Raw genomic sequence first — 24,775 nt, forward strand, 5'->3', positions numbered from 1 at the left:
TCTACTCAGACGGAACAAAACCTGGGACACTTCACTCCTATCCATCTTCACACTCCTTCCACCTGAAGTGTTTGAAGTGGAAATCTTCAATTATGGTAGCCTTACCTAAACTAGGTATAATCTTTATACTTTCCGAAGGGAGTCTCTGCCGCTGCAAACACCAGCCCTGAACGGGATTCGGTCTCAACCAACGGTGGTACCGCTGGGGCATCGGCCAGCACCAGCTGAATCCGCAGGGGCGAACCACTAATTTCCATGGTGCAGACGGCAGCGTCCGATTGCAACTTTGGTGCAGATGTATCGCAGCGCCATTCGCTTCAACGGCCTGGAGGCCGCAAATGAATCGGATGTGCTGCGTATCTACCGCTAGAAACCGCAGCACATTGGAGACCAGCCGCCAAAATGGGCGAGGTTTAGAAGATGAGAAGCGAGGGCCGAGACGAATGTTAGTCCGAAGTTGAAGGTGGCTGCGAGGTTGAAATCCATCCGGAAATATCGCGAAGTTCTGGGAATTTCCCTTCCCATCGCTGGAGTACAACTCGCCGGAGTTGCATTGACCACCACGGACGTATTGATGCTGCAGTCCGTGGGCGTACTGGCGATAGCCGGCGGCGGCCTAGCGATGCAGCTTTACAACCAGATCCGCACGATGTGCGTGGGCATGGTGACGGCCGGGGCAAATCTTGTGGCTGAAGCAGCAGCAAAAATGGAAAAAGAGAAAACCTCTTGTCAAAATTGCGAGGCGGGAGCAGAACAGATCCGGCGGGCTGTGCGCTCCTCCTTCGCGGTGGCCACTGGCACTGCAATTCTCGGCGCGTTACTGGTCATCGCCCTAGGCGGATTGGTCCTTGTTCTGCCCATCGACAAGCACGTTGCCCAACTCACCTTCGCCATGACCCTTGCGCTCGCACCCGGGTTAGTCCCGATGATGTGGCTCAACGTCCTGCGCCAATTCGCCGTGGGCATGCGAAAACCCGGCTCCCTGTTAACCATCACGCTGATATCGATATTTATAAATATCGCATTGAACTGGTTATTTATGACATGGGCAGCCTCGGATCACTGGAAGGTAGCGGGCATCGGGCTTTCTACAACTGTCATCCAACTGCTTACCTTCCTGGCCTTCCGGATTGTGGTACTGCGCATTCCCGAGCTACAGCCCTATTTCCACATCCTTCCGTGTAAAGGAGATGGGGAGACTATCTGCCGCCTCGTCCGCCTCGGGGTACCAGTCAGTCTGACCTATGGCTCGGAGGCTGCAATAACAACCATCGCCGGTTTAGTGATGGGGACCTTTAGCCCACAGATGCTAGCGGCGCACAATATTGTGAACCAACTGGCGTACATCGTTTACCAAGTGTGCATCGGCTTTTCTCACGGCGGCTCGGTGCTGATCACAAGGGCTCGGGCCGAGAGTGCCGACTCAGTGCGCGAGATTACCCGACGCATATTGTTCGTCGTGGTCACGTATCTGGGAATAATGGGCGCGCTGTGGCTTCTGTTGGGCAGGTGGGTACTGCATCCTTTCTTAAAAGAGGCAGATCCCACCACCTTTCACATTGCCGTCCTGCTCCTATGTCTCGCGGTACTGCAACAGTTCGCCAAAGGAATCCAAAACGTGGCAGTGGGCCTACTGAGAGGCCTGAAAGACACCACCTCAGGGCTACGCTGCACCCTCGTCGGGTACTGGCTGGTTGGCGTCCCCGGGATTCTGATATTTGGAAAGCTCCTCGGATGGGAAGGATATGGCGTCTGGTTAGGACTCATCATGGGTTTCGCAACCACGGCGGTACTGCTGCTACGCACATATTCCCGCCGACTGAATGAACTGACTTAACGGGAATGTTGGGGGGTAAAAGTTTCATCACCCATTGTAGATAAACAAAGGTATGGCTAACCTAATAGATCCACTTGGAAGAAAGGATTGCCTTGTCCCTCACGACAACTAGGGCTCGCGGTTTTAAAACCCCACGCGCCCCTCACCACCGAATGGCCCGCGTAGTCGCCTCAGCCGTCACCGCCACTGCCCTCCTTATGACCGCTGCCTGCAGCACTAACGATGAACAACAGACCGCAGATGACGGAGAAAAGCAACAGATCACCGACATTCTCGGGCGCGAAGTCGAGGTCCCGAAGAACGTCGATCGGGTCCTCATGGGCGGGCAACGGATGCTTTACACGACATCCATCCTCAACAAAGAAAACCCGCTCCAGGGCATCGTTGCCTGGCCAGATGACCTGGAGCAGAACGACCCTGGCACGTACAAGAAGTACGAACAGAAATTCTCAGAGATCGAAGATATTGAGCAAACTGGTGAAGTTTACGACGGCTCGATGTCCGTTGAGCAAGCTTTGAATTCCCGTCCAGATGTCTTCATTGTCTCCGCAAGCAGCTTCGAAGCCGCCCAGGATGCTGGCATCGTAGACGGTCTAGAAAAGGCCGGAATCCCCACGGTTACCGTCGATTACTTTACCGACCCGGTGAAGAACACCGCACCGAGCGTGCGCTTGCTCGGCAAGGTACTCGGCCACGAGAAGGAAGCGGAAGAGTATGCCGAGTTCTATGAGTCCAAGGTGAACATGGTTCAGGAGCGCCTAGAAAAAGCCAAGGCCACCCCCACACCGACCTTCCTCTGGCGAGCTCCCGGCTACTTCGACTGCTGCTCTACCTTCGCTAAGTCCAACCTAGCCCAAATTGTTAACGCAGCGGGTGGCGAAAACGTGGGCGACGATATGATCGACGCCAAGCAGGGGCAAGTCTCTCCCGAGGCGCTAGCTGAAAAAGACCCAGACGTCATCATCGCCACCGGCGCAGACTGGACCGGCGCCAAGCAGCAGCCAAAGAAGAATGGCTTTGTACCCCTGGGCTACGACGAGTCCACCGAACAGGCAGCCAAAGACTTCCAACGCGTTGTTGACGGGCAACCTGTCCTTAAGGAAATGCGGGCGGTCAAGAACAAGCGGGCCTACGCTGCGTGGCATCACTTCTACGACTCCCCATACAACTACCTAGCCATCGAGTGGTTTGCCAAAGCCATGCACCCCGACCTGTTTTCCGATGTCGACCCGCAGGCCGATTTGGAAGAACTACATGAAAAATTCCTCCCTGTGGAGGCTAGCGGCACCTTCTGGACTGGTTTGCCATGAGCCACGGAGCACGAGCGCAATCAATTGCCACCGGAAGCGAGGTGGACGACCAAAACTCTACCCCGCAACGGCAACGCCCCCGGTCAAACTGGTACCGAACAGCTAGCAGGCGAAAGGTAGCGATCATCGCAGGGCTTACGGCCCTGCTATGCGTCACCATTGCCATAGATTTCCTCATCGGCAGCAGTTTGAACGCAAATGAGGCGCTCTACGTGCTCTTTCACCCCAGCGATTCCCGCCCAATTGACTGGCAGATCATCTTTGATATACGTCTGCCTATGACCGTCACAGCGGTGCTCATCGGTGGCACCCTCGCTGCTGCCGGCGCAGAGATGCAAACCATCTTGGATAACCCCTTGGCAGAGCCCTATACGCTGGGCATTTCCGCCGCTGCGAGCTTTGGCGCAGCCTTTGCCACCGTCTCAGGATTCACCGCGGCGGGAATCGGGGCAGCGCTGGGAATGGCGGGCAGTGCTTGGGTCTTCGCCCTCGCGGCCTGTGCGGTGATCGTCCTATTCTCTCGGTCAAAGAGCTCTGGTACCGAGGGAATGATTCTGCTGGGCATAGCCATCGTGTTCCTCTTCGATGCTCTACTAGCGCTAATGCAGTACCTCGCCTCGCAGACCCAATTAGAGCAGGTGGTTTTCTGGACCTTGGGCAGCCTTACGCGCGCTACGTGGCCTCAGATCGGCCTTCTCGCGGTCATCTCACTAATCGGAATTGCTTACTTCTACCGCAATGCGTGGACGCTGACCGCGTTTCGAATGGGCGACGACCGCGCTAGGTCCATGGGTATCAATATCCCAAAGCTGCGCACGTACACGCTGGTGGGAGTCTCCCTTATGGCGGCAACTGCCGTTTCGATGGCCGGGACAATTGGTTTCATCGGACTCGTCGGCCCACATATCGCCAGGATGCTCGTTGGTGAGGACCAACGCTTCTTCCTCACCACGTCCATCATCTCAGGTGCGCTTTTGCTGACCTCAGCCTCAGTGGTATCCAAGCTGATCCAGCCTGGGGCGATTCTGCCTGTCGGCATCATCACCGCGATTGTGGGCGTTCCCGTGTTCGTCGTCCTCATTGTTTTGCGACGCCGCCCCCGAACTGTCTCCTCAACCTAATGATCGCCTCTCCCAGTACTTCCTGCCCCAGAAAGGACCCCCTCGTGGAACAACCGCCCACGGTTCCGCCAGAACCCACACTCCGGGTAGATAACCTGTGCTTTTCCCATGGAGACGAACAGATACTGAATGACGTATGTCTCCCAAAGATCGAAGCTGGAACCGTCACCGCCCTCGTCGGCCCTAATGGCGCTGGTAAGTCGACTTTGCTGCGCTGCATGGCTAACCTATGCCGATTCAGCGGCGACGTCACTGGGCCCGAGGCAGTATATTTGCCACAGGATCCCCCGCCGGAAAGCACCCTTACCGTATTCGAATCGGTACTTCTGGCACTCCAGCATTCCCGGACGGGATTCAGCGGACTACGGGTAGCCACATCCACACAGGACCGAGTCAGCTCGGTCCTCACGCGGCTGGGGCTAGAAGACCTAGAATCCCGAACAATGTCCCAGCTCTCCGGCGGCCAGCGTCAATTAGTAAGCTTCGCCCAGGCCATCGTATGCCGGCCGCAGGCATTACTACTGGACGAGCCAACCAGCGCTCTTGACCTAAGAAATCAGCTCATCCTCATGGAGCATATTCGCGCCTATGCAGCTGAAGCACCCGCGGCGGTCGTGGTTTCGATGCACGATCTTTCACAAGCAGCGCGCTTCGCTCACCGCATTGCGGTACTCCACGCGGGCACTGTATACGCACACGGAGCAGCTAAGGACGTGTTAACCGCAAAAATGTTGCGTGAAGTCTACCGCGTAGATGGAAAAGTCACCCTTACTGATGACGGTTCTGCAGCAATCACCACATCCAGAGCCATATAAGGGGCTTGAAGTGCCCCGAGTTTTGTTCCTAGGCATGTTCCTTGATTTCTATTATTCCCTGTTGCGGGTTCTTCTTCCACAATTCGGTTTCCACCTCGGCTGGGGTTCGATATCCCAGGCTTTGGTGGAGCCTTACCTCGTTCCACCATGACACCCACTCGAACGTCGCGATTTCTACCTCGACAACATCATTCCACCTGCGAGTATGGATGAGCTCATTCTTGTAAGAGCCGTTAACGTTTTCAGCTAGAGCATTGTCATTTCAGTCACCGACGGTCCCAGTGGAAGCGGCAATCCCGTGCTGGGCGAGACGCTGGTTGTAGACAACGCTGACGTACTATAAGCCGTGATCCGAATGGTGAATAAGGCCTGTTGTTTCCTTCGCGCTCACAATCGCTTGGTTGAGTGCTTGCAGCGGTAATACCTCGGTGCGCATCGAGTCCGATAATGCCCATCCGACGATCCGCCGGGAGTAAACGTCAGTGACAAACGCGGTGTACACAAAACCCTTCTTCGTACGCACGTAGGTAATGTCGGCCACCCACAGCTTGTTTAAGGCCTTGGGCTTTGAACTCACGCTCGACCAAATCCGGGCGCAGATCCGGCCTGTTGAGGTGTACGGGTTGTGATTGGTGATCCGCCTGTGCCTGTGCCAGAAACACCAGCTAGGCGCATCAGCCGGGCGGTTTGCTCACGACCGATGTCGATTCCGTCACGGTCAAGCGCATGCCACATTGTCCGCACGCCGTAGACACCGTAATTATCCCGATGAATGGCACCAATGCGTTCAATCAGCACAGCGTCACGAAGGCGACGAGCACTTAAGCCCACGGGCTTTGGACTGGCGATAACCACGCGAGGTGATAAACCCACCAGCCCGGTTAATCTTCAACTCCGGTGCAGATGAACTCGACAGAGAAATGATTCCGGTATTTATCGATGAACCGGATCATTTCTTAACGTTTGGGGCCTGGTCGTGAGGCGAAAAAGCTGGTCAGCACACGCACATGCAAAGAGCATCCCTGAATACGGCAACAAAGCAACGAAAATGGTGACTTTCACCCCGGTGTGCTTGAAGGGTCGTACAGGCGCATTTTCGTACCTGCCCAATCCACCTGCATCGTATGCCCTGGTGCATGGGTGATCCGGGCGGTCAGCCCGGCCGCGTCGACATGGGAGGCAACCAGTTGGCGGAACCGGTCGTAGCTGTAGTGACGCTGGCCCGGCTGGGCCAGCGTTGTGGTGTAGCGAGCCCACAATACTTACAATGTTAGCTTCACACGTCTTGTGCGTGCTTTGACGACCGCGTCAAAGTCAATCGGGACGAACGTGCCTTGCCCGCTACTGCGCTTATCTACGAAAATCGCGTCCAACTCGTTATTGATGGGCATGTGAAATATGACGGAATCACCTACGGCAAACCGGTGGATGAGGTCATCCGGGCGGAGCGGCAGCGTGAAAAGCACATCCAGAATCTAGGCTTTGTTGTCTTGCCGTATTCCCCGAGCGAATTGCTTTATGAAAGACCACGAGTGGTCAGTGAGGTGCGGGCAGCGCTCAAGGCTGTGAGGTCGCACCGTAGCGCATAGTGGTGGGGTGGAAAGCGAGCCTCATCAAGCACCGCCGAGTTTAGATGGTCCTTCTACTTTGGTTTCTTAGTGCTGATAAGGGACCATCTCCACACCAAAACCCCATACAAATGGTCCCTTTGCTGAGTAAAGGGGACCAGAGTAAGGGGACCATTTGCGATGAGGGTGGCGCAGGCTAGTTGTTGAGCGGCTTGCGGGTCGCGGCCATGTGCTTGGCGCGCTCCACGTTGGCGGGCAGGAGGACCAGCGGTACGTCGTACTCCACCTCGCGGTCGCAGAACTCGGTGAAGCTCAGCGAGCCGGAGCCGGTGTACATCTCGGCGAGCTTGGCCACGATGACGTGGTCATTCTCGGTGGTGCCCTCGATAGGCCAATCGCGGTCGAGGGCGGGGGAGCCGGAGTACATCTCAATCTCCTCATCGGCCGGCGGGGTGTAGGAGCCGGCCAGGGTGGCGGCCTCCTCCATAGCGCGGGCGAGGACGTGGTCGTAGGACATGAGCACGACATCATCCGAGGACAAAAAGCCAGCCTTCTGTGCCTCGAAAGCAGACGAGAAGTTGCGGGCGGACGCGATGAAATCGAAGGCCTTCTGGTGATAGTCTTCGACACCGGCCGCCTTGAGGCGCTCCAGCGAGGAGATGGTGCCGGTCCAGCCGGGGTAGAGGCCCACGGTGCGCTCCGGGAAGCCAAGGCGGGTATCGGCGTGGGCCACGATGCGGTCGCAGGCCAGAGCGGTTTCGAAGCCGCCGCCCAGAGCGACGCCACGCACAGCGGCCACGACCGGAACCGGGGCGAACTTAAGGGCGCGTAGGGTGGTCGAGCCGTCCGAAAGGAGGGATTCGACGAGCGAGGCATCGCCGGACTCACCAGCGGAAGCGATGGAAGCGAGGTCTGCGCCCGCGCAGAAAACCGGCTTGTCATTACCAATAACCAGCGCGACGAGGTTCTCCGAGGTCACGGCGCCCAGAGCGGCACGGATGACTTCGAGGGCGGGCGTTGGCAGGGAGTTCATCGGGGTGTGTAGGTCGATGATGCCGATGCGGCCAGCCGGGGTGGAGACCGCGTGGACAGCGCCCGCCTCCTGAGACACGATGGTCTCCGCATCCAGAGAAGCCAGGGTGACAACACCCTCGCGCGGCGCGAGTTCCTGACGTTCTCCCTGAGAAGAGAGCACCGAGCCCTTGCCGTAAAAACCGCCCGCCGAAGCCGCGGCGGAGACCAAGGCCGGGACGTTGGAGCCGTAGGCGGAGGCGACCCAGTCGATGCCGATGGCGTCGGCAAGCGCGAAGATGCCCTTCTTCCAGCCGAAACCAAGAGTAAGGCCCTCGTCGATGAGGCCCACGTGGTCCGCAATGTCAGGTGCGACCTCGCAGCAGTACGCCAGCGTGCCGAGGAAGACGGCGCGGGCAAAACGGCCGCCCGGCGAATCGGTCTCCATGACCTCGCGCGGATCTTTGAGTCCCACGACAGGATCGGTGGGCTGAGTGCGGGGTACGTATTCGTAGGAGGCGTTGATGACCTCGTCACGGCCGCGGTAAAAGCCGCCGTCACCGGTGCGGCCGGTGAGCCCTCGAGAAACGAGACCTTCGATAAAGGAGTCATCGCCGAGGGGGACGTCAAGAAGCGGATCGCCCGCCGGCAGGGCCGTCTCCAAAGACTTCCAAATCGGCTTGACCAGCTGGAGGCCGATGTAATCGAGCAGCCCGAAAATACCGGTGCGCGGAATGCCGAAGGCACGGCCGAAGGAGGCGTCGGCAAGCTCGTAGCTCACGTCGAACTCGCGGGCGCGTGCCACACCGGCGGCCATCCAGTAGCAGCCCACGCGGTTGGCAATGAAACCCGGGGTGTCGCGGCACTCGAGAGCAATCTTGCCCAGGGTTTGCTCGATGGTCGTGCGCAGCGCCGCCTCCGTGGAGCCGGAGGCGATGAGCTCCACCAGCCGCATGACCTTCGGCGGGTTGAAGAAGTGCGTGATAGCGAACTTCTCGCGGCGGGCCTCCGGCACGCCCTCCAGGAGGGAGGCCAGCGGCAGGGTCGAGGTGTTCGAGCTCAACAGAGCATCCGCAGACAAATAAGGCTCGATGGCCTCGTAGAGCGAGTGCTTGGCGCCGAGGTCCTCGAAGATGGCCTCGATGACCCACTCGCGGTCCTCCAACAGCGCGTAGTCATCGCTGGCGCGCACGCGCTCGGCGAACTCTGGCAGGTGGAAGCCTTTGCGCTTGAGCTGGATGTCGACGCCGCGCTGCGCGCCTTCCGCGTTCTGGTCCAGCAGGACAACGTCCATCCCAGCGGACGCGCAGAGGGCGGCGATGCCGGAACCCATGGAACCTGCGCCGATGACGGCTACTTTGGTGATGCTCATTTACTTCGCTCCGTTCTCAATAATCATGGCGATTCCCTGACCGCCGCCGATGCACATGGTGACCAGGCCATAGCGCTTGCTTTCGCGGCGTAGTGCATACGCCAGTTTGGTCAGCAGGATGACGCCCGTGGCACCGACCGGGTGGCCGTGTGCGACGGCACCGCCGTAGATATTCGTCTTCGCCGGGTCGAAGCCCAGCTGGTCCTGCACGGCGATGGCCTGGGCAGCGAAGGCCTCGTTGGATTCGATGAGGTCGATGTCCTCCAGTTTCAGCCCGGCCTTCTCCAGCGCCTTCGGGACGGCAGCGATAGGGCCGATGCCCATACGCGTCGGGTCCACGCCCGCGATGGACCAGGACACAATCTTCGCCAGCGGGTCCAAGCCGCGCTTGGTTACTTCCTCCGCGGTGGCGAGCACGGCGGCTGCCGCACCATCGTTGATGCCGGAGGCGTTGCCGGCGGTGACGGTTCCGTCCTTAACAAAGACGGGCTTGAGTTTCGCCAGCTTCTCGACGTCCGTCTCTCGCACCGCTTCATCAAAGTCCAGCTCGCCGACGGGGACGATTTCTTCCGCGTGGACGCCCTCCGCGCGGGCCTGGGCGGCGCGCGCCTGGGACTCGGCGGCGAACTCGTCCTGGCGCTCGCGGGTGATGGTGTTATCTGCAGCGACGTTCTCCGCGGTTACGCCCATATGGCCGGTGCCGAAGGGACAGGAGAGCGCGCCGGTGAGCCAGTCATAGAGTTTGCCGTCACCCATGCGCTTGCCAAAGCGTGCGCCTTCGACGGAGTAGGGCGCGTTGCTCATGGATTCCGCGCCGACGGCCAGCGCCAGGGCGCCGTCGCCAGACTGCAGAAGTTGGGCCGCACTGATGACGGCCTGGACTCCGGAGCCGCACAGGCGGTTGACGCCCATCGCAGTGGAGGAGTCCGGCATGCCGACGTTCTTGGCAATGGCGCGTGAGAGGTAGAGGTCCTTCGGCACGACGGGCATGACGTTGGAGGCTACGGCGGTATCGAGGTCTGCACCAGTTAGCCCCGAACGATCAATAGCCACTTCGGCGGCAAGCGAACCGAGCTCGGTGAGGGAAAGTCGGGCCAGGCTACCACCAAATTTTCCGACGGGCAGGCGCGCGGCGCCCGCGATGTAGATGTCTTGGGGCATGAGCTCCTCCGTAGGTTTAACGAATCATCATTAGTTAACTAGGTATCCTAGGTCACTTTTTCGCCGCGTGCAACGGAGCTTCACTGGAAGGTGTGTGAGGGGCTGTAGTTATGGCGTGGGTGTAACGTGCGCCACCCCCGCGTTGTTTACAGATTGTTCAACAACCCTTATGCTTTCACCATCGTTAAATGCGACCTTCGTCACGAAAGGTGCCCAACAATGAGCTTGGAATCAACCAATTCCTCCGCAGCTTCCCAGGAAGCAGCCCAGGGAACTACACAGGACGCGCCGAAAGAAGCGCAAGCCCCCAAGGGCATCGGCGCCATGGCCGGCGCCATGTTCCTTATGGCCACCTCTGCCATCGGCCCGGGCTTCTTGACCCAAACCTCCGTCTTCACCGTGCAGATGGGCGCGGCCTTCGCCTTCGCTATTGCGCTGTCGATCATTGTGGACATCGCCATCCAGCTCAACGTCTGGCGCATCCTCGCTGTCTCCGGCATGCGCGCCAACGAGCTGGGTAACACTGTGCTGCCGGGCCTGGGTTGGTTCCTCGCTGTCCTAGTTTTCATCGGCGGCGTTGTCTTCAACATCGGCAATATCGCCGGCTCCGGCTTGGGCCTAAACGCCATGATCGGCATCGATGCACGCATCGGTGGCCTCATCGCCTCGGCCATCGCCATCTTCATCTTCCTGTCCAAGCGGGCGGGCGTCGCGCTTGACCGCATCGTCGCCGCGCTGGGCGCCATCATGATTCTGCTCATGCTTTACGTGGCGATTGTCTCCCAGCCGCCGGTGGGTGAGGCCCTGAAGAATACCGTCATGCCGGAAAGCATTGACTTCTTCGTCATCACCACCCTCATCGGTGGCACGGTGGGCGGCTACATTACCTTTGCCGGCGCACATCGCCTCATCGACTCGGGCCTGTCCGGCCCGGAGAACGTCGGCGCGATTACGAAGACCTCCGTGCTCGGCATCATCGTCACCGGCATCATGCGCGTGCTGCTCTTCCTCGCGGTCCTGGGCGTCGTCGCCACGGGTGTTGCGCTCTCCGAGGACAACACGGCCGCCGACGCCTTCCGCCAGGCCGCCGGCGAGTTTGGCCTTCGCGCCTTCGGTGTCGTCCTTTTCGCGGCCGGCCTGTCCTCCGTCATCGGCGCGTCCTACACCTCCATTACCTTCGTGACCACCCAGAAGGTCAGCCCGCGGACCCGCAACTTCCTCACCGTCGGCTTCATTGTGGTCTGCGCCATTCTCTTCGGCATTCTTAATTCCGCACCGCAAAAACTTCTCATCTTCGCGGGTGCTTTCAACGGCATCATCCTGCCCATCGCCTTCGCCATGGTGATGTGGGTCGCGTTCAAGCGCCATGACCTCACCCACGGCGTCAAGCAGCCGATGTGGCTGCTCATCGCCGGCGTCTTGGCGCTCGCGCTGGAAATCTTCATTGGCGTTAAATCCATCTCGGGAATCGTTGAACTATGGGCATAATGCAGACTCCCGCAGATGTGCGCGCCTTCGCCCGCGCGCACGACATGACCACCACCGCCGGCCACGCCCGCGGCTTCATGCAGGCTAACCTCATCGCGCTGCCGCGCGAGTACGCCTTCGACTTCCTCCTCTTTGCACAGCGCAACCCCAAGCCGTGCCCCATCGTCGGTGTGCTGGAGGCCGGGCAGTTCACCTCTGAGCTCATCCCGGGCGGGGATATTCGCACGGACATCCCGGCCTACAACATCTATGAGGATGGCCAGCTTACGCAGACGCTTGACGACGCTTCCCCCCTTCTACTCCGCCGACATCGTCTCCTTCCTCATCGGTTGTTCCTTCACCTTTGAGAATGCGCTCGTGGAGAACGGCATTTCCATCGCCCACATTGATCAGGGCCGCAACGTGCCGATGTATCGCACCTCGATTCCCTGCGCGCCGGCTGGAGTCTTCTCTGGGCCGATGGTTGTCTCCATGCGCCCCATCCCCGCGAGCCAGGTTGCCGATGCCGTCCGCATCACCTCCCGCTACCCGGGCGTCCATGGTGCCCCGGTTCACGTGGGCGACCCTACTGCCATCGGCATCGAGGACTTGTCGCAGCCCGATTTCGGCGAAGCCGTCGACATCCCTGAGGGCACCATCTCGGTCTTCTGGGCGTGCGGCGTGACCCCGCAGGCCATCGTGATGAACTCGCGGCCCAGCCTGGCCATTACGCATGCCCCGGGCAAGATGCTGGTCACCGACATCCCGGACCGCGACTATCTTATTCCTTAACACAGGGGCGGAGACATCACCTGGAGACAAGACCGATATAGGCACATGTGGAGGGATGCTCGCACTGAGCGCGATGCAGGGAGAGCGTTTCATGGGCGGAGCCAAAATCTTGTGCGTCTAAATTCCCCGAGCAAGAGTGTTGGGCACAGGTAGCATGAAAAAATAAGGAGACCATCACATGTGCGGTGCGATTCCTTGAGCATCTTGGACGTTATTGATTGTCAAAGGCGGTAGACATGGCGAAAAAAGGGCGGGCGAAAGCAGAACGCGCTAGAAAAACACAGTATGGCGTCAGCGACCTGCCGATTCAGCCCAGAGGCGACATCGCTATTGAGTCGTTGGATAAGCTCGAGTTGACTAACTACTACAAAGGTTTGTCCGAATTTATCCGAGGCTGCGTGACGCCGATGACGTTGGCAGTCCAAGGCGCCTGGGGGTCCGGAAAAACATCTGCGTTAAATAGCATTATGGACTCTCTAAAATCGGACTACCGAGAAAAAATTGACGTCGTCTATATCAACACGTGGCAATATTCGCTCTTTAATGCCGATGAAACACTCGTTTTTTCGGTGCTTCAACGAATCGTTGATACGTTCCGGTCCGAGGTTAGGGCATCCTCCAAGCCTTGGGAGAATCCACTTTCTGATTATGATCAGCTGGTGGAGGGAATTAAACAGACGGTCACAAAATTAGCTCGCTTTAGCTTTGTTACACTAGGGGCGACGCAGGGCGTAGATCTGACTAATTACGTACAGTCAGGGGAAGTGAGGGCAAACTCTGACGAGCTCCTAGATTTAAAGCAGCGCTTTAGTACTCTTGTAGAGAAGTACTGCGAAAAGCAGGGTAAAGAGAAAATCGTATTCTTTGTCGATGATTTAGACCGACTCAAGCCGGAGCTTGCAGTTGAATTGCTGGAAGTATTCAAAGTGCTTCTTGATGTAAGCAACACTGTATTTGTGCTCGCTATTGATTTTGACATAGTGAAGCTCGGAATCAGTCAGAGGTATTTTCATGAAGCAGGTGAAGACGTTTCGAGCGAATGGAAAGCGCGTTCTTTTTTCGATAAAATCGTCCAAGTTCCGTTTAATATGCCTACGGCCGCCTATGATCCGGCCAAACTTATTCAAGAGCAGCTCGATACGGAAATATCTCAAGATAGGGCGTTACTAAACCGATATACCAAAGCGGTGCATTTATCTGTGGGGGTTAATCCGCGTGCAATTAAACGATTGTTTAATGCGTATGCGTTGACGCGGATTATAACGTCTTCCCATCGCCGCGTATCCGAGGACTCCGAGCATCTCTACCGTATTTTCCTTCTGATTGCGATGGAAATTGCGTATCCTAAGGCTTATCAGGAACTGACACTCAACGCTACTACTTTTAGCCGCTTTAAAGAAGAGACGTCTGAAAATATTGCCGCGAAGGATGCGCAGGCTAGTGTGGAGCGAATACTTCTCATCAATGAAGAAAATGTCGTGAGCGAAAGTGACGACCCCCGCTGGGATATTCGCCCCGATGATCGGAGCAAATTCACTAATTTCCGCTACCTTTTGAAAAGGGAGTTCGAGGATGATGACGAGGTTTCTGTTCAGTGGGACCTTCTGAAAGACGCTCTAGAATACACGGTTGTCACCTCTGTTAATGTAGACCAAGCTTCGACTGGTGAAAGCAATGTGGATGAAGGATCTACAACTGGAAAACTAATTTACCAAGGTTTATATAAGGGGGAAGGCTATCCTAAGCCCCCAATCCTGCTTTTCCAGGATTCACTGAATAGTTTAATCCAGGAGAGAAGGAATGAGGACGCAAATGCGTTTAGGCGAGGAGCTATTATTGCTCCCATTGGTTATCTTGAGCAGCCTGACTATTCGGCGTACATGGCCAATAGTGTCGAAGAACTTGAGGGGTTAAAGACACGTAGCCGTCCGAAGTTTCTTTCGCTAAGGCAAAACAAAACTTCCCTCCAGATTGGATTCGGTTCGAGGAGAAATATCGACTTGGATGAAGAGCGCGAGGATAAGGCAGCCCCAGGCCCAGTCCCAGTGGAGGAACTACTCCAATTTTTTGGGTCCGAGTGGTGGGATATCATTCGAAAATTGGAAGCTGATGAGAATATTCCCAGACTCACTGACGCGTCCAGTCGTAAGGTCGAATTCGGATTCACGCTCGAGAGCGCCGTCAATCCAATCCTTGTAAAAGGCATCAGTACGCAAGAACATGTGAATTGGGTTATTCCGTATATCGAGAGCATCTACGATTCTGTTCTGGATAACTCTCCATTCTGAAGCGAACAGCCGCCGAACGTTTCACCCGTACACCTAGCAATGGCGTGAATCGTCCAGTTGTAATAGGGACTGTGACGGATTTCGCGAGTGAAAGCTAGAGAACGCGAAGAATCGATTCCATCGCGCGCATCAAGTCCGCGCGGCAGGCATCGGCGGCCGCCTCGCGCTCGCCTTGCGCAATGAGGTGGGCCAAGTCGATATTGGCTTGCACGTGGTTATCGTGAATCTGCGGGTAGCGCTCCAGCGTCAACAAGAAGGTCAAGCGCATGCGCGCCAGCAGGTGCGACATGGAGCGGTCCAGCGTCGGCGAGCCCAAACCGGCGACCAGCTGCTTGTGGAAGCGCTGGTTGATGAGGGGGCGGGGAGCGTCGTTAAGCACTGCGGATTCTGTCAGCCGCACCAGCTCGCCTGGGTCCTCGAAGGTGGCATAGCGCGCCGCGGCCGGCTCGATGGCTGCGCGCGCCAAGTAGAGATCGCGCACGAAATCGCCGTCAGGGGTGGCGATGAAGACGCCCCTGTGCGGGATGCGCTCCACGATGCGCTCGGAGGCGAGCATGGCGAAGGACTCCCGCAGCGTGTTGCGGGAGCATTCGAAGCGCTCGGCCGCGCGGACCTCGCTGAGCTGGTGTCCGGGCATGTACTCGCCCTCGGAGATGGCGGCGCGGAGCGCGGACGCGACGGAATCAGCAAGCATGCGACTTACAGTAGCCCGCCGCTTAGGAAATCGTGGCGATAACCGCGCCCGGTTCCAACCTCGAGCCTTCCTTCGCAACACGGCTCAGCGTGCCCGCGGACGGAGCCTTGACCGCGGATTCCATCTTCATGGCCTCAATCGTGGCGATGGCCTGGCCTTCCTCGACCGTCTCGCCGTCCTCGACGTTCCATGCCACGAGGTTGGCCTCATAAGGACAGGTCACTTCGTTGCCGCTGGCGCTGGCACCGGAGGCCGCGCTTGCCGACGCCCCCTTCACCTGCCCCTGCGACAGCATATCGGTGGGGAAGCCCACGCTGACCAGCTTGCCGTCGATCTCCAGCGCGACGCGGGTGCGCTGCGCGTAGATGGCCTCGACGGGGATGGTAGCGCTCGTGGCCTCCGCGGAGGGGCGGTAGTTGTGGTCGAGCCAGTCGGTGTAAATGCCGGCTGCGGCATCGGCGTCGCCGTGATCCACGAGGACCTGGGAGGAGACCATATCGCGGTGGAAGGGCAGCACGGTGCGCACGCCCTCGATGTCGAATTCCTGGAGGGCCTGCTGTGCACGCTTCAGGGCGATCTCGCGGGTCGGCCCCCAGACCAGAAGCTTAGCCACGAGCGAGTCATAGTAGGGCGGCACGATGGAGCCGGAGCGCACGCCGGAGTCCATGCGGATTCCCGGACCCGTCGGCGGCTCGAAGCGCACGATGGTGCCCGGGCAGGGGGCGAAGCCGTTGAGAATGTCCTCGGCGTTGATGCGGAACTCGAAGGCGTGGCCGTCGGACCTGGGGTCCGACGCGTCTGAAGCGGATGCTTCAGACGTGGAATCGGACGCGAAGGAGAGGGGTTCGCCGGAAGCGATGCGGAACTGCTCCGCAATGATGTCCACGCCCGTGACCATCTCAGTCACCGGGTGCTCCACCTGCACACGGGTGTTGACCTCGAGGAAGGAAATCGTGCCATCCTCGGAGACAATGTACTCCACCGTGCCGGCACCGGTGTAGCCCACCTTCGCGCAGATGGCGCGGGCACCCTCGTGGATGCCGGTGCGCTGTTCGTCGGAAAGCGCGGGCGCCGGGGCCTCCTCGATGAGTTTTTGGAAGCGGCGCTGCGTGGAGCAATCGCGGGTGCCCAGCACGGCGACGTTGCCGTGCGTATCGGCCAGAATCTGCGCCTCCACGTGGCGCGGGTGGGTCAGGAATTTCTCCACGTAGCACTCCGCGCGCCCGAAAGCTTCCTTGGCTTCGCGGCCGGCGGAGTTGAAGGCGGCCTCGATGTCCTCGAGGTTCTCCACCACCTTGAGGCCGCGTCCGCCGCCGCCATAAGCGGCCTTGATGGCGATGGGCAGGCCGTGTTCCTCGGCGAAGGCGCGGGCCTCCTGCCAGTCATCGATGGGATCGGAGGTACCCGGTGCCAGCGGGGCACCGACTTCCTCGGCCACGCGGCGCGCGGCAATCTTGTCACCGAGCAGCTCGATGGACTCCGGCGACGGGCCAATCCACGTCAGGCCGGCCTCGGCCACGGCGCGGGCAAAGTCGGCGTTCTCCGAGAGGAAGCCGTAACCCGGGTGAATGGCATCGGCACCTGCGCGCACGGCGATATCGAGGAGCGCGGGGACGTTCATATAGGTATCCGCCGCGGAGTTGCCGGGCAGCGCGTAGGCTTCGTCAGCCACCTGAGTGTGCAGGGCGCCGGCATCGGCTTCGGAGTAAATGGCGATGGAGCGGATGCCCATGTCGCGCGCGGTGCGGGCGATACGGACGGCGATCTCGCCGCGGTTAGCAATAAGGACTGCAGAAATCATGGGTGGGTGTTCCTTTACTAGTGTTTAAGCGAGTTCAAAGCGGACCGTCGCCCCCGGCGGGAGCTGCGCGGCAATATCAATATCTTCTTCGAGGACCGTGGCGATGACCGGGTAGCCGCCGGTCACGGCGTGATCGCGGAGGAAAATGACCGGCTCGCCACTCGGCGGAACCTGGACGGAGCCGGCGACCATGCCCTCCGAGGGCAGTTCGCCCTCGCGGGCACGGCTTAGTTCCACGGAGCCCTCCGGACCCAGCAGGCGCACGCCCACGCGGTTGGACTGCGCGGTCACGGTCCACTCGGTGGCCAGGAAGGCCTCCAGGCTCTCGGGCGTGAACCAGTCATCGCGCGGGCCGAGCACGCAGCGCAGCACGCCCTCGGTCTGGCCATTCGCGCCTTCACGAACGCGCATCGGGTTGCTCAGCTGGGCATCGGTCATCGCGGTGGAGCGGGGGAGGACGCCGATGACGTCGCCCAGCCGCACCGGCTGCGGCCCCAACCCAGAGAGCACGTCCGTCGAGGCAGAGCCCAGCTCCGCATCCGCCACGATGCCGCCGCGGATGGCGATGTAGTTGCGCAGGCCCACCGTCGCGGGATCCACGGTCACCGTCGAACCAGCGGTGACGAGCACCGGGCGCGCGAGGTGCACCGGCATATCGTCCAGCAGGACGCGGGATTGGGCGCCGGTGACGCACATGACGGCGTCGGTCAGCGCGCGCAGACGGATGCCACCGATGTTCTCCAGCACGGTGGCACCGCGCGGATTGCCCACCGCGACGTTGGCCGTGGCAGCCGCCGCCAGGTCCGCCGCACCCGAGGGCGTAACACCCAAGTTGCCGCGGCCGGGGCGCCCCTGGTCTTGGAAGAGCGTGAGCAGACCGGCATCGAGGACCTCCATGCGCGGCAGGCGCGCGGGGGTGCGGCGGCCGAAAGGCGTGGTCGACACCACGTCCGGCAGCGAGCTCACCGCGCGATAGCGCACGCGGTCACCGGGCTGCACCAGCGCTGGCGGGTGGGCATCGGATTCCCACATCGGCGTCGAGGTAGTACCCAGCAGCTGCCAGCCACCGGGGGAGACCCTGGGATAGACCGCGGAGAAACCGCCAGCAATACCGACGGCACCCGCCGGCACCGCGGTGCGCGGGGTGGCGCGGCGCGCGATGTTGAAATTCTGCGCCGGGTCCGCCGGGGTGCAATAGGTAAAGCCGGGGGCGAAGCCACCGAAGGCCGCGAGCCACTCGGTGGACGTGTGCCAGTCAATGAGGCCTTCGCGCGACATGCCCATCAACTCGGCGGCCTCGTCGAGGTCCTCGCCGTCATAGAGGACGTCGATCTCCACAAAGCGTGGATCCTCGCCCGCCTGCGCGGTGGGGCGGAAATCCTGCAGCTTCTCAGAGGCTGCGGCGGCGGAATTCGGCGTGGCAAAGGTCAGCAGCAAGGTGGTGGCTGCAGCAATGGCATCGACTTGATCCTTGAGCGGATTGGCGTCGAGTGCCGCGTGCCACGCCATGACCTGCGACAAGTCCTCCAGCTCTATGAGCAGCGCGCGCGTTCCTACGGGGTGAATATGCATCAGATGGCGCTCCGAATCTCAATTCCGCGCGCCTGCAGTTCCTTGACCACACCGCGCAGCAGCTGTACCGCGCCGGGCGAATCACCGTGTGTGCACACCGACTGGGCGTCCACGTTGAGCACGGAGCCGTCGACGGCGGTGATGGATCCGGTCTCAGCGACTTCGAGCACGCGCTTGACGACGTCCCCCTCATCACCCATCACCGCATTCGCCTCTCGCCGTGAGACGAGCGTGCCATCGGGGTTGTAGTTGCGGTCAGCGAAGGCCTCGCGGATGACGGTGAGTCCCTTCTTTTCGGCGATGTCGACGGCGATGCCGCCGGGCAGCAGCATGACGGGGAGGTCGCCGAAGGCCTTGATGCCGTCGATAACCGCGTGGGCCTGGGCCTCGTGGTGGACGATGGTGTTGTACATCGCGCCGTGCGGCTTGACGTAGGCCACCTGGGTGCCGTTGGCCTGGGCCAGGGCCTGGAGGGCGCCGATTTGGTAAGTGACTTCGTCGGCAAGCTCGGCAGGTGCGTAATCGATGAAGCGGCGCCCGAATGCTGCTGGGTCGTTGTATCCAACGTGTGCGCCGACGGTGACTCCCGCTTCTGCGGCCGCCTTGAGGGTGCCCGCGATGGAGTGCGGGTCGCCGGCGTGGAAGCCGGTGGCGACGTTGGCGGAGGAGACGAGCTGGAGCATCGCGGCGTCATCGGCCACGGGGTTGCCGGCGGTGGTTTCGCCGAGGTCAGCGTTGAGGTCTATGTGCAGCGCGCTCATAACAGGAGGACACCTCTTCTATAGTTCCCGAATTGTTGAACAATCTATGGGTGCCTAGTGTAGCCCGCATCACGTAGGTTTGTGAAGTGTGTCCCGTATCTGTGGATGGGCGGGACGTGAAAACACCCCCATCACGACGGTGATGGGGGTGCGGCTGCCTCGCGCCGGTGGGCCGGCGCTGCTAAGAGCTTCGCGTTTGAAGCTCGATGGTGCAGGAATCAGATTAGAACGGGAGGTTGACTCCCAGTGCCTGTGCTGCGGCCGGTGCAGCTGCGGCCAGCGCGCCTACGACGCCGAGGACGATGACGGCGATGCCCAAGCCGGTTGGCTTGCCGTCCTCGGAGGAGAGCTTGCCCTTGATGTCGTTGGAAGAGCTCTGATCCTCGCTGCTCTGGTCGCCCTTGCCTTCGTCGCTGCTGCCGGCGTCGCCGCCCTGGTTGCTGCTGCCGTTATCGCCTTCGGTGCCGGTGCTGGAGGTGGCGTTGGTGCTCTGGCCAGTGGTGTCTTCAGCGTTGGCGGCGGTGACGCCTGCGAGTGCGAGGGCGCCGGCCAGGGCTGCGGCGGTGAGGTTGCGGGAAATGCGCTTCATGTTTCTTACTCCTGGGGTTAGATCGGGAAAGTTTGGTCAACGCCGTATCAGACGATGTTGTCACCGTTAACTGATGTCGACTTCCCACATACTAACCAAGAAAAAGTGAGGTAGGTCAAACTATTTCCAATTTTTAAGCTACTCCACGCAAATTTTCATGGTTGTGTCAGGGTGCGCTGGCTCGTCGAGTGGCGCCGAGCCTTGTGGTGGTGGGATGAAACTTCCTGCGTGGTTCGGGTTGTGGGGCTTGCTTGCGTGCTAGTTCATCTATTGAATCTTTTAACTTCCTCCAAGGGGTGCGGCCAGAAAAGTGGTGGCCCAACGGGCGCATAAAACCGCAAAAGCCGCGTCTCTCCACCCCCGGTAGGGAGAGGGGGAGACGCGGATGGGTTGCCTGTTGGCCCTAGGCCTTAAACCTCTTAGATGAAGAGCTTGCGGCGAGCAACGACAGCGCCAGCGGCGATCATCGCTGCGATTGCCAGTGCGGCGAGGCCGCGAGCAACGGTGTTGGAACCGGTCTCAGCGGAGATACCGCGGGACTGTGCTGGGGTCTGTGCGGCGGTGCCTTCAGCAACCTTGCCGCCCTGGGCGATGACCTCGTCCTTGTTCTCCTGCAGCATCTTCTCGGAAGCGGCCTTCTCCTCAGCGGAAGGAGCGTCCTTCTGAGCTGCCTCTTCGGACTTCACGTAGGTCTTGCCGTCCTTGGCCAGGTACCAGGTCACGCCACCGATGATGAGGGCGGCCGGCAAAGCCAGCCAAGCCAGCTGCTTCTTGTCGAACTCGGCGCTGGTCGGCTCAGCCTCGGACTCGCCGTTGATCGGGTAGTCAACGGAAGACGGAGCGGTAGCCTCGCCGGTGGCTGTCATGTCCATGTCCGGGGCCATCACGCTGGTGGTGGTCGGCGCGTCGGCATCCTGCTGAGCCTGCTGCTGCTCCCAAGCCCACTGTGCCTGCTCTGCGGTCAGTTTGGTGGTTCCGTCCAGCTCGCCGTTCTCGTTGCGGTGCTGGTAGCTACCGTCGGCCTGCTTCTGGTAGGTGACGCCATCGACCGTGAGTTCAGCCGGAGCCGGAATCTGGGCGGAGGCAACGGCGGTGCCGCCCAGTGCGAGGGAGCCAGCCAGAACGGCTGCGGTCAGGGTGCGGTTGATGCGCTTCATAAGCTTCTCCTTGCGGGGTTTGTGAGGTATGTGAGAGGGATTCAACCCGACGTGAACCACAATAGCCACAACTTTCACATTAATCACAAGGGTTTCGAAATTTCGCTCCGTAACATGGCGGATGCTTTTCGTGCCAAACGGGTGGCATGTTCGGTGGGTTGAGGTCCTCACGGGCGGCGCTACAAGGCGTGTTAACCTGCAAGGATAAGAACGGTGTTGTCTGTTGAGCTGCGAAAATGTTCGATAACTGCGCGTAGTGGCGGAAATCCCCCTGAACGGGGGATGCTGCACCAGGCTTAGCTCTGTTCTGCGGCGGGGTCAGGAGCTTCGGTTACGCCCTCAAACTGCCATCCCACCACGGCATTGCGCACCGCAGCAGCCAAAGGGTTGGCCGGCTGGATGCAGCTGATAGTGAGAAGGCGACCGGGTTGGGCATCGGTGCCCCAGATGCTCTCGTCCTGCTCAAGGCCGTCCTTCGACGGATCGTGCAGATCTGTTGCGGTGTATACCAGCCATTGCTCGCCGGAGTTCTGTGTGCGCAGGTACAACTTGTCGCCCACAGAGGCTTTGTGCTCGTCGGCGCTACCGTCATAGAGGTTATTGAACACCGCTGGTACTCCCGCACCGGTATGTCCGGCGACCACCACGACGTCCTGCGCATCCGTACCAGGGAGCGAATAGGGTTTATCCTCCGCGGTGTAGGTACAAGCCTTATTCATCGAGTCGGGGTTGATCTTATTGTCTTTGATTCGACAGGAGCCTTCTTCAAACTCTGCGCGCACATCAATTGTCGGGATGTACATCTCCACCGCTGGGGAGGGCTCGATGACGGCGGCGGGTTCCGCAACCACATCGGTTGGTTGTGGCGCGGGCGCGTCTGGCTCCTTATTGAACTGGAGCGCGGCGACGATGCCGACGAGAACCATCGCCAAAATAAGGAGAACTCCCAACCCGCGACGGCTGATGGGTGTTCGCGGGCGCGATGCTTGGCGTCGTGGTGCAGTCTTTGTTGTTTGCTTCGGTGTCGTTCGGGTCGGCGCTTGTTGGGATGGCGTTTGTTGGGCAGGCGCCGACGTTGAAGCGGATCGACGGGAAGGGGAAGTTGTCGACGGGGACGAAGCTAGGCGTTCTTGGCTGGGGCGGCGTCGCGGGCGGTAGGAAGGGCGCTCAGGGGCAGTGCTCTCGCGGTCGTGAGTAGAGCCCTTCTGGCGGGCACGCTCGGCGCGCAGATCAATACGGATTCCTTCTTCTGGCAGGCGGTAGTTGTCGCGCTGTGCCGAGTAGCGAGAATCCATAGTGAGCTCCTGAAGAGAACGATAATTAGAAAGTTACAGTACTACTCGCTAAGTAACTATTCCGTATGCGCTCACTATGGCTGCAGGGGCAGTCTTGGCTTGCCGGCCTGAACTCTCGGCCTGGATGGCTGGTGATGAGGGAAGCCTTATTTGTGGCTAATGTCTTGCATCAACGGCGAACTGAAAGCGTAGCGCGTAGGTGATGAGCCAGTGGGTGGACATGAAGTGGCCGTCGACAAGCTGCGGTTGCGCACTGGCTGCTAGTGCTTGGGCGCGTGGTAGGACGGAGGCATCGAAATGCTCGGCGAGTTCAACGAGCATCCATGCTCTGGTCAGCGCCAGGCCGTAGAGGTGGGCCAGGCGGCCGTCGGTTGGATCGAGCACCTCTGGGATTTGTGTGAGAGATTCCAGCGCTTCGTTGCGGTGGGGAAGAAAGCCGTCGAACCAGTGTGGGAAGTCCGGTAGCACGCGCGACATGAGCAGAGCCTCCGATAGCCCGTTGGATAGGAAATCGTGCCCGGACAGCTCCCACTCCAGCGGGTAGTTGTGGTCGTCGCGGAAAAGGCGGACAGCGGCCTCGCGCACCGAACTCGCCAGCGAATCCAGTCCGAGTTTCTCCGAGGCCTCGAGGATGAGGAAAAGGTTGAAGGCTGTATTGGAATGCATGCCGTGGCGCACCGGTTGGTTGAGTGATTCAAGCCAGTCGTGGCAGTGCTGTGCGGTTAGCTCAACGAGCTTGTTCATCGCTTCGCTGGGGCGGACAGAGGCTAGCTGCAGCAGCCAAGCGCGCCCATAGGGCATCTCATACCCGGGATGATCGACAAGGTAGTTGTATTCGTCGGTGAGGGCTTCTGTGCTGAGGCGATCGTCGAGAAGCGCGGCAAGTTCTTTCGGAGACTCGGGCCCGAGAATCTTGTTTAGTAGCGCGCCTGAGTACTGCATGTGGACGCTGGAGTGCCAGTCGAAACAACCGTAAAAACTGGGGTGTAGCTCGCGCGGGCGCACGTCGCAGTCTTCTGTGGAAGCGCTCGTGTGGTGCATCGCGGCGGGGAATTCGCGCTCGAGTGCGGCCACAATTGCTTCCGCCCAGGCGCTGGCACAAGTTTCTAGCGTGGTCATGCGTCAAGTATGGCAAAGCTGAAGGTGGGATGTGCGTTTCAGCGCAAACGTCGAACATATATCCGAAAATGTGGTGTTGGTGTCCGGTCGCCCTCGTAGTCTTTAGGGCAGGCATCCAAGGGGTGGGGATGTGTGGGTGTCTGAAATCGCTGGCAATGCTCTTCGCCTTTGGGGGTTGCCACTATCGAAAAAGGGGGAACTGTGAAGTTCTTGGAAAAACAAGCCAACGACATTTAGTAAGAGACAAGTGCATCGAATAGGTAGTGCGTTGCGCACCGGGCAAGAGATCGATGAAGAGTTATATCGGCGCATACTCATACATCAGTCTGCTCTTTGTGACCATCTTGAGTCCTTGGCAGCGTCGACACTGAATGAACTGAGCGTGCCGCTGGAGCGCTCGACAGATTCCGTTGTGGAACCGGACTCGACACGATTCCTTATAGGTTCGCGGGTCAAGACTCGGCAGGTGCTCATTGAGAAACTGCGGAGAATGCCGAGCTTCCCGCTAGAGAGCATCCAAGATTTTTCAGGAGTGCGAATGGACTTTGATGTGACGCTCTCTGAACAATCAAGGCTGGCGGAGTTACTTGCTCAGGACTTCGAAGAAAGGGGAGCCGACCGCGTCAAAATTCAGGACATGAGAGAAAAGCCGCACTCTGGGTATAGGGCGATCCATTTACATATTTACTCTCCGGCAGGCCGGGCTGAGTTTCAGCTCCGGACGGCGCTCCAGTCACGATGGGCTAACCTTTATGAACTTGCTGGTGACTTGTACGGTCGCGGCATCCGATACCTTGAGCTCGGAGAGCACGTACCGTTGCAATTTGAGACCCAGGTTCGCTCGTTGCATGAGCTTTCAGAAGTGGTGCATAGAGTAGAAAAATACTTCGATGTGCTCTCTTCTCCGTTTGCCGAGCGCCCAGTGGAAACGGTGGAGTTGCGTGAAGCCCGGCCATTGCGGCAAAGGACTTCTAGGATGTTGGATAGGCTAATTAGTGAGCTCGACCGGAGACGGACAGAAAACGAGTCGGAAGGGAGTAAATAG

At 59.6% G+C, this 24,775-nt stretch carries 19 protein-coding genes and 2 pseudogenes; 8 read left to right on the top strand and 13 right to left on the bottom strand.

Features of this window, described 5'->3' with window-relative positions:
- The first annotated feature begins 475 nt into the window (after nucleotides 1-475).
- From HMPREF2967_RS01350 to HMPREF2967_RS01365, 4 genes are all read left to right on the top strand, one after another.
- Nucleotides 476-1,837 carry an MATE family efflux transporter gene (locus tag HMPREF2967_RS01350; RefSeq protein WP_231732355.1) on the top strand — a complete coding sequence of 454 codons (1,362 nt, stop codon included), beginning with the start codon at nucleotides 476-478 and terminating at the stop codon, nucleotides 1,835-1,837.
- A gap of 152 nt (nucleotides 1,838-1,989) precedes the next feature.
- The gene (locus HMPREF2967_RS01355; protein ID WP_049156259.1) at nucleotides 1,990-3,147 is read left to right on the top strand and encodes an ABC transporter substrate-binding protein; all 1,158 of its coding nucleotides are present in this window, start codon (nucleotides 1,990-1,992) and stop codon (nucleotides 3,145-3,147) included.
- Nucleotides 3,144-4,268: a FecCD family ABC transporter permease gene (locus HMPREF2967_RS01360; protein ID WP_080975109.1), complete on the top strand. Its 1,125-nt coding sequence runs from the start codon at nucleotides 3,144-3,146 to the stop codon at nucleotides 4,266-4,268. Before HMPREF2967_RS01355 ends, HMPREF2967_RS01360 begins: the two co-directional genes overlap by 4 nt.
- The gene (locus HMPREF2967_RS01365) at nucleotides 4,268-5,083 is read left to right on the top strand and encodes an ABC transporter ATP-binding protein (RefSeq protein ID WP_049156256.1); all 816 of its coding nucleotides are present in this window, start codon (nucleotides 4,268-4,270) and stop codon (nucleotides 5,081-5,083) included. Before HMPREF2967_RS01360 ends, HMPREF2967_RS01365 begins: the two co-directional genes overlap by 1 nt.
- Nucleotides 5,084-5,111: 28 nt before the next feature.
- On the opposite strand, the pseudogene HMPREF2967_RS13515 reads toward HMPREF2967_RS01365, so the two are convergent.
- The 5 genes and pseudogenes from HMPREF2967_RS13515 to HMPREF2967_RS01385 all read right to left on the bottom strand — a co-directional run.
- Nucleotides 5,112-5,330, bottom strand: a pseudogene (locus tag HMPREF2967_RS13515) (integrase core domain-containing protein); the annotation flags it as partial.
- 90 nt (nucleotides 5,331-5,420) lie between these two features.
- Nucleotides 5,421-5,660, bottom strand: a complete 240-nt coding sequence (locus tag HMPREF2967_RS12970; protein ID WP_166684816.1) for a DDE-type integrase/transposase/recombinase — start codon at nucleotides 5,658-5,660, stop codon at nucleotides 5,421-5,423.
- Complete coding sequence (locus HMPREF2967_RS13520; protein WP_311523059.1) at nucleotides 5,657-5,956, bottom strand: IS3 family transposase; 300 nt, start codon at nucleotides 5,954-5,956, stop codon at nucleotides 5,657-5,659. The genes HMPREF2967_RS12970 and HMPREF2967_RS13520 overlap by 4 nt, the downstream gene beginning before the upstream one ends.
- Nucleotides 5,957-6,847: 891 nt before the next feature.
- On the bottom strand, nucleotides 6,848-9,034 hold the full coding sequence (locus HMPREF2967_RS13500) for a 3-hydroxyacyl-CoA dehydrogenase/enoyl-CoA hydratase family protein (RefSeq protein WP_070684657.1): 2,187 nt from the start codon (nucleotides 9,032-9,034) through the stop codon (nucleotides 6,848-6,850).
- Complete coding sequence (locus tag HMPREF2967_RS01385) at nucleotides 9,035-10,195, bottom strand: acetyl-CoA C-acyltransferase (protein ID WP_070684659.1); 1,161 nt, start codon at nucleotides 10,193-10,195, stop codon at nucleotides 9,035-9,037.
- 324 nt (nucleotides 10,196-10,519) lie between these two features.
- On the opposite strand from HMPREF2967_RS01385, the gene HMPREF2967_RS01390 reads away from it, so the two are divergent.
- The 3 genes and pseudogenes from HMPREF2967_RS01390 to HMPREF2967_RS01400 all read left to right on the top strand — a co-directional run bounded on the left by HMPREF2967_RS01390 (nucleotide 10,520) and on the right by HMPREF2967_RS01400 (nucleotide 14,742).
- On the top strand, nucleotides 10,520-11,683 hold the full coding sequence (locus HMPREF2967_RS01390; RefSeq protein ID WP_185963349.1) for an NRAMP family divalent metal transporter: 1,164 nt from the start codon (nucleotides 10,520-10,522) through the stop codon (nucleotides 11,681-11,683).
- Nucleotides 11,674-12,454: pseudogene (locus HMPREF2967_RS01395) on the top strand (putative hydro-lyase). Before HMPREF2967_RS01390 ends, HMPREF2967_RS01395 begins: the two are co-directional and overlap by 10 nt.
- 236 nt (nucleotides 12,455-12,690) lie before the next feature.
- Nucleotides 12,691-14,742: a KAP family P-loop NTPase fold protein gene (locus HMPREF2967_RS01400; RefSeq protein ID WP_070684661.1), complete on the top strand. Its 2,052-nt coding sequence runs from the start codon at nucleotides 12,691-12,693 to the stop codon at nucleotides 14,740-14,742.
- 94 nt (nucleotides 14,743-14,836) lie between these two features.
- Here HMPREF2967_RS01400 and HMPREF2967_RS01405 read toward each other — a convergent pair whose 3' ends face one another.
- The 8 genes from HMPREF2967_RS01405 to HMPREF2967_RS01440 all read right to left on the bottom strand — a co-directional run bounded on the left by HMPREF2967_RS01405 (nucleotide 14,837) and on the right by HMPREF2967_RS01440 (nucleotide 23,730).
- A complete protein-coding gene (locus HMPREF2967_RS01405) occupies nucleotides 14,837-15,436 on the bottom strand; it encodes a GntR family transcriptional regulator (protein ID WP_070523521.1) in 600 nt (199 codons plus the stop codon).
- Nucleotides 15,437-15,458: 22 nt separating this feature from the next.
- Nucleotides 15,459-17,237: an acetyl/propionyl/methylcrotonyl-CoA carboxylase subunit alpha gene (locus tag HMPREF2967_RS01410; protein ID WP_070684663.1), complete on the bottom strand. Its 1,779-nt coding sequence runs from the start codon at nucleotides 17,235-17,237 to the stop codon at nucleotides 15,459-15,461.
- A 24-nt stretch (nucleotides 17,238-17,261) separates the two neighbouring features.
- Nucleotides 17,262-18,809, bottom strand: a complete 1,548-nt coding sequence (locus tag HMPREF2967_RS01415; RefSeq protein WP_070684665.1) for a 5-oxoprolinase subunit B/C family protein — start codon at nucleotides 18,807-18,809, stop codon at nucleotides 17,262-17,264.
- Nucleotides 18,809-19,570: a 5-oxoprolinase subunit PxpA gene (locus tag HMPREF2967_RS01420; protein ID WP_070684667.1), complete on the bottom strand. Its 762-nt coding sequence runs from the start codon at nucleotides 19,568-19,570 to the stop codon at nucleotides 18,809-18,811. Before HMPREF2967_RS01420 ends, HMPREF2967_RS01415 begins: the two co-directional genes overlap by 1 nt.
- 223 nt (nucleotides 19,571-19,793) lie before the next feature.
- Nucleotides 19,794-20,159 carry a hypothetical protein gene (locus HMPREF2967_RS01425; protein WP_070684670.1) on the bottom strand — a complete coding sequence of 122 codons (366 nt, stop codon included), beginning with the start codon at nucleotides 20,157-20,159 and terminating at the stop codon, nucleotides 19,794-19,796.
- Nucleotides 20,160-20,578: 419 nt separating this feature from the next.
- A complete protein-coding gene (locus tag HMPREF2967_RS01430; RefSeq protein ID WP_070684672.1) occupies nucleotides 20,579-21,316 on the bottom strand; it encodes a hypothetical protein in 738 nt (245 codons plus the stop codon).
- Between the two features lie 296 nt (nucleotides 21,317-21,612).
- Complete coding sequence (locus HMPREF2967_RS13360) at nucleotides 21,613-22,611, bottom strand: sortase family protein (protein WP_232770570.1); 999 nt, start codon at nucleotides 22,609-22,611, stop codon at nucleotides 21,613-21,615.
- A gap of 156 nt (nucleotides 22,612-22,767) precedes the next feature.
- Nucleotides 22,768-23,730 (bottom strand): DUF2891 family protein, encoded by a 963-nt coding sequence (locus HMPREF2967_RS01440; protein WP_070684674.1) that lies wholly within the window; start codon nucleotides 23,728-23,730, stop codon nucleotides 22,768-22,770.
- Between the two features lie 466 nt (nucleotides 23,731-24,196).
- Between HMPREF2967_RS01440 and HMPREF2967_RS01445 the strand changes: the two genes are divergently transcribed.
- The gene (locus tag HMPREF2967_RS01445) at nucleotides 24,197-24,775 is read left to right on the top strand and encodes a nucleotidyltransferase family protein (RefSeq protein ID WP_232770571.1); all 579 of its coding nucleotides are present in this window, start codon (nucleotides 24,197-24,199) and stop codon (nucleotides 24,773-24,775) included.

Origin of the sequence: Corynebacterium sp. HMSC059E07 (assembly GCF_001814395.1) — a bacterium.
GTDB lineage: Bacteria > Actinomycetota > Actinomycetes > Mycobacteriales > Mycobacteriaceae > Corynebacterium > Corynebacterium hesseae.

What these genes read in the sequence shown, in the direction of transcription:
- HMPREF2967_RS01390 (WP_185963349.1), top strand. Translation starts at nt 10,520, where the DNA reads ATGGCCGGCGCCATGTTCCTTATGGCCACCTCTGCCATCGGCCCGGGC.
- HMPREF2967_RS01355 (WP_049156259.1), top strand. Translation starts at nt 1,990, where the DNA reads ATGGCCCGCGTAGTCGCCTCAGCCGTCACCGCCACTGCCCTCCTTATG.
- HMPREF2967_RS01360 (WP_080975109.1), top strand. Translation starts at nt 3,144, where the DNA reads ATGAGCCACGGAGCACGAGCGCAATCAATTGCCACCGGAAGCGAGGTG.
- HMPREF2967_RS01415 (WP_070684665.1), bottom strand. Translation starts at nt 18,809, where the DNA reads ATGCATATTCACCCCGTAGGAACGCGCGCGCTGCTCATAGAGCTGGAG.
- HMPREF2967_RS01365 (WP_049156256.1), top strand. Translation starts at nt 4,268, where the DNA reads ATGATCGCCTCTCCCAGTACTTCCTGCCCCAGAAAGGACCCCCTCGTG.
- HMPREF2967_RS01440 (WP_070684674.1), bottom strand. Translation starts at nt 23,730, where the DNA reads ATGACCACGCTAGAAACTTGTGCCAGCGCCTGGGCGGAAGCAATTGTG.
- HMPREF2967_RS01425 (WP_070684670.1), bottom strand. Translation starts at nt 20,159, where the DNA reads ATGAAGCGCATTTCCCGCAACCTCACCGCCGCAGCCCTGGCCGGCGCC.
- HMPREF2967_RS01430 (WP_070684672.1), bottom strand. Translation starts at nt 21,316, where the DNA reads ATGAAGCGCATCAACCGCACCCTGACCGCAGCCGTTCTGGCTGGCTCC.
- HMPREF2967_RS01400 (WP_070684661.1), top strand. Translation starts at nt 12,691, where the DNA reads ATGGCGAAAAAAGGGCGGGCGAAAGCAGAACGCGCTAGAAAAACACAG.
- HMPREF2967_RS01385 (WP_070684659.1), bottom strand. Translation starts at nt 10,195, where the DNA reads ATGCCCCAAGACATCTACATCGCGGGCGCCGCGCGCCTGCCCGTCGGA.
- HMPREF2967_RS01405 (WP_070523521.1), bottom strand. Translation starts at nt 15,436, where the DNA reads ATGCTTGCTGATTCCGTCGCGTCCGCGCTCCGCGCCGCCATCTCCGAG.
- HMPREF2967_RS13360 (WP_232770570.1), bottom strand. Translation starts at nt 22,611, where the DNA reads ATGGATTCTCGCTACTCGGCACAGCGCGACAACTACCGCCTGCCAGAA.
- HMPREF2967_RS01420 (WP_070684667.1), bottom strand. Translation starts at nt 19,570, where the DNA reads ATGAGCGCGCTGCACATAGACCTCAACGCTGACCTCGGCGAAACCACC.
- HMPREF2967_RS01410 (WP_070684663.1), bottom strand. Translation starts at nt 17,237, where the DNA reads ATGATTTCTGCAGTCCTTATTGCTAACCGCGGCGAGATCGCCGTCCGT.
- HMPREF2967_RS13500 (WP_070684657.1), bottom strand. Translation starts at nt 9,034, where the DNA reads ATGAGCATCACCAAAGTAGCCGTCATCGGCGCAGGTTCCATGGGTTCC.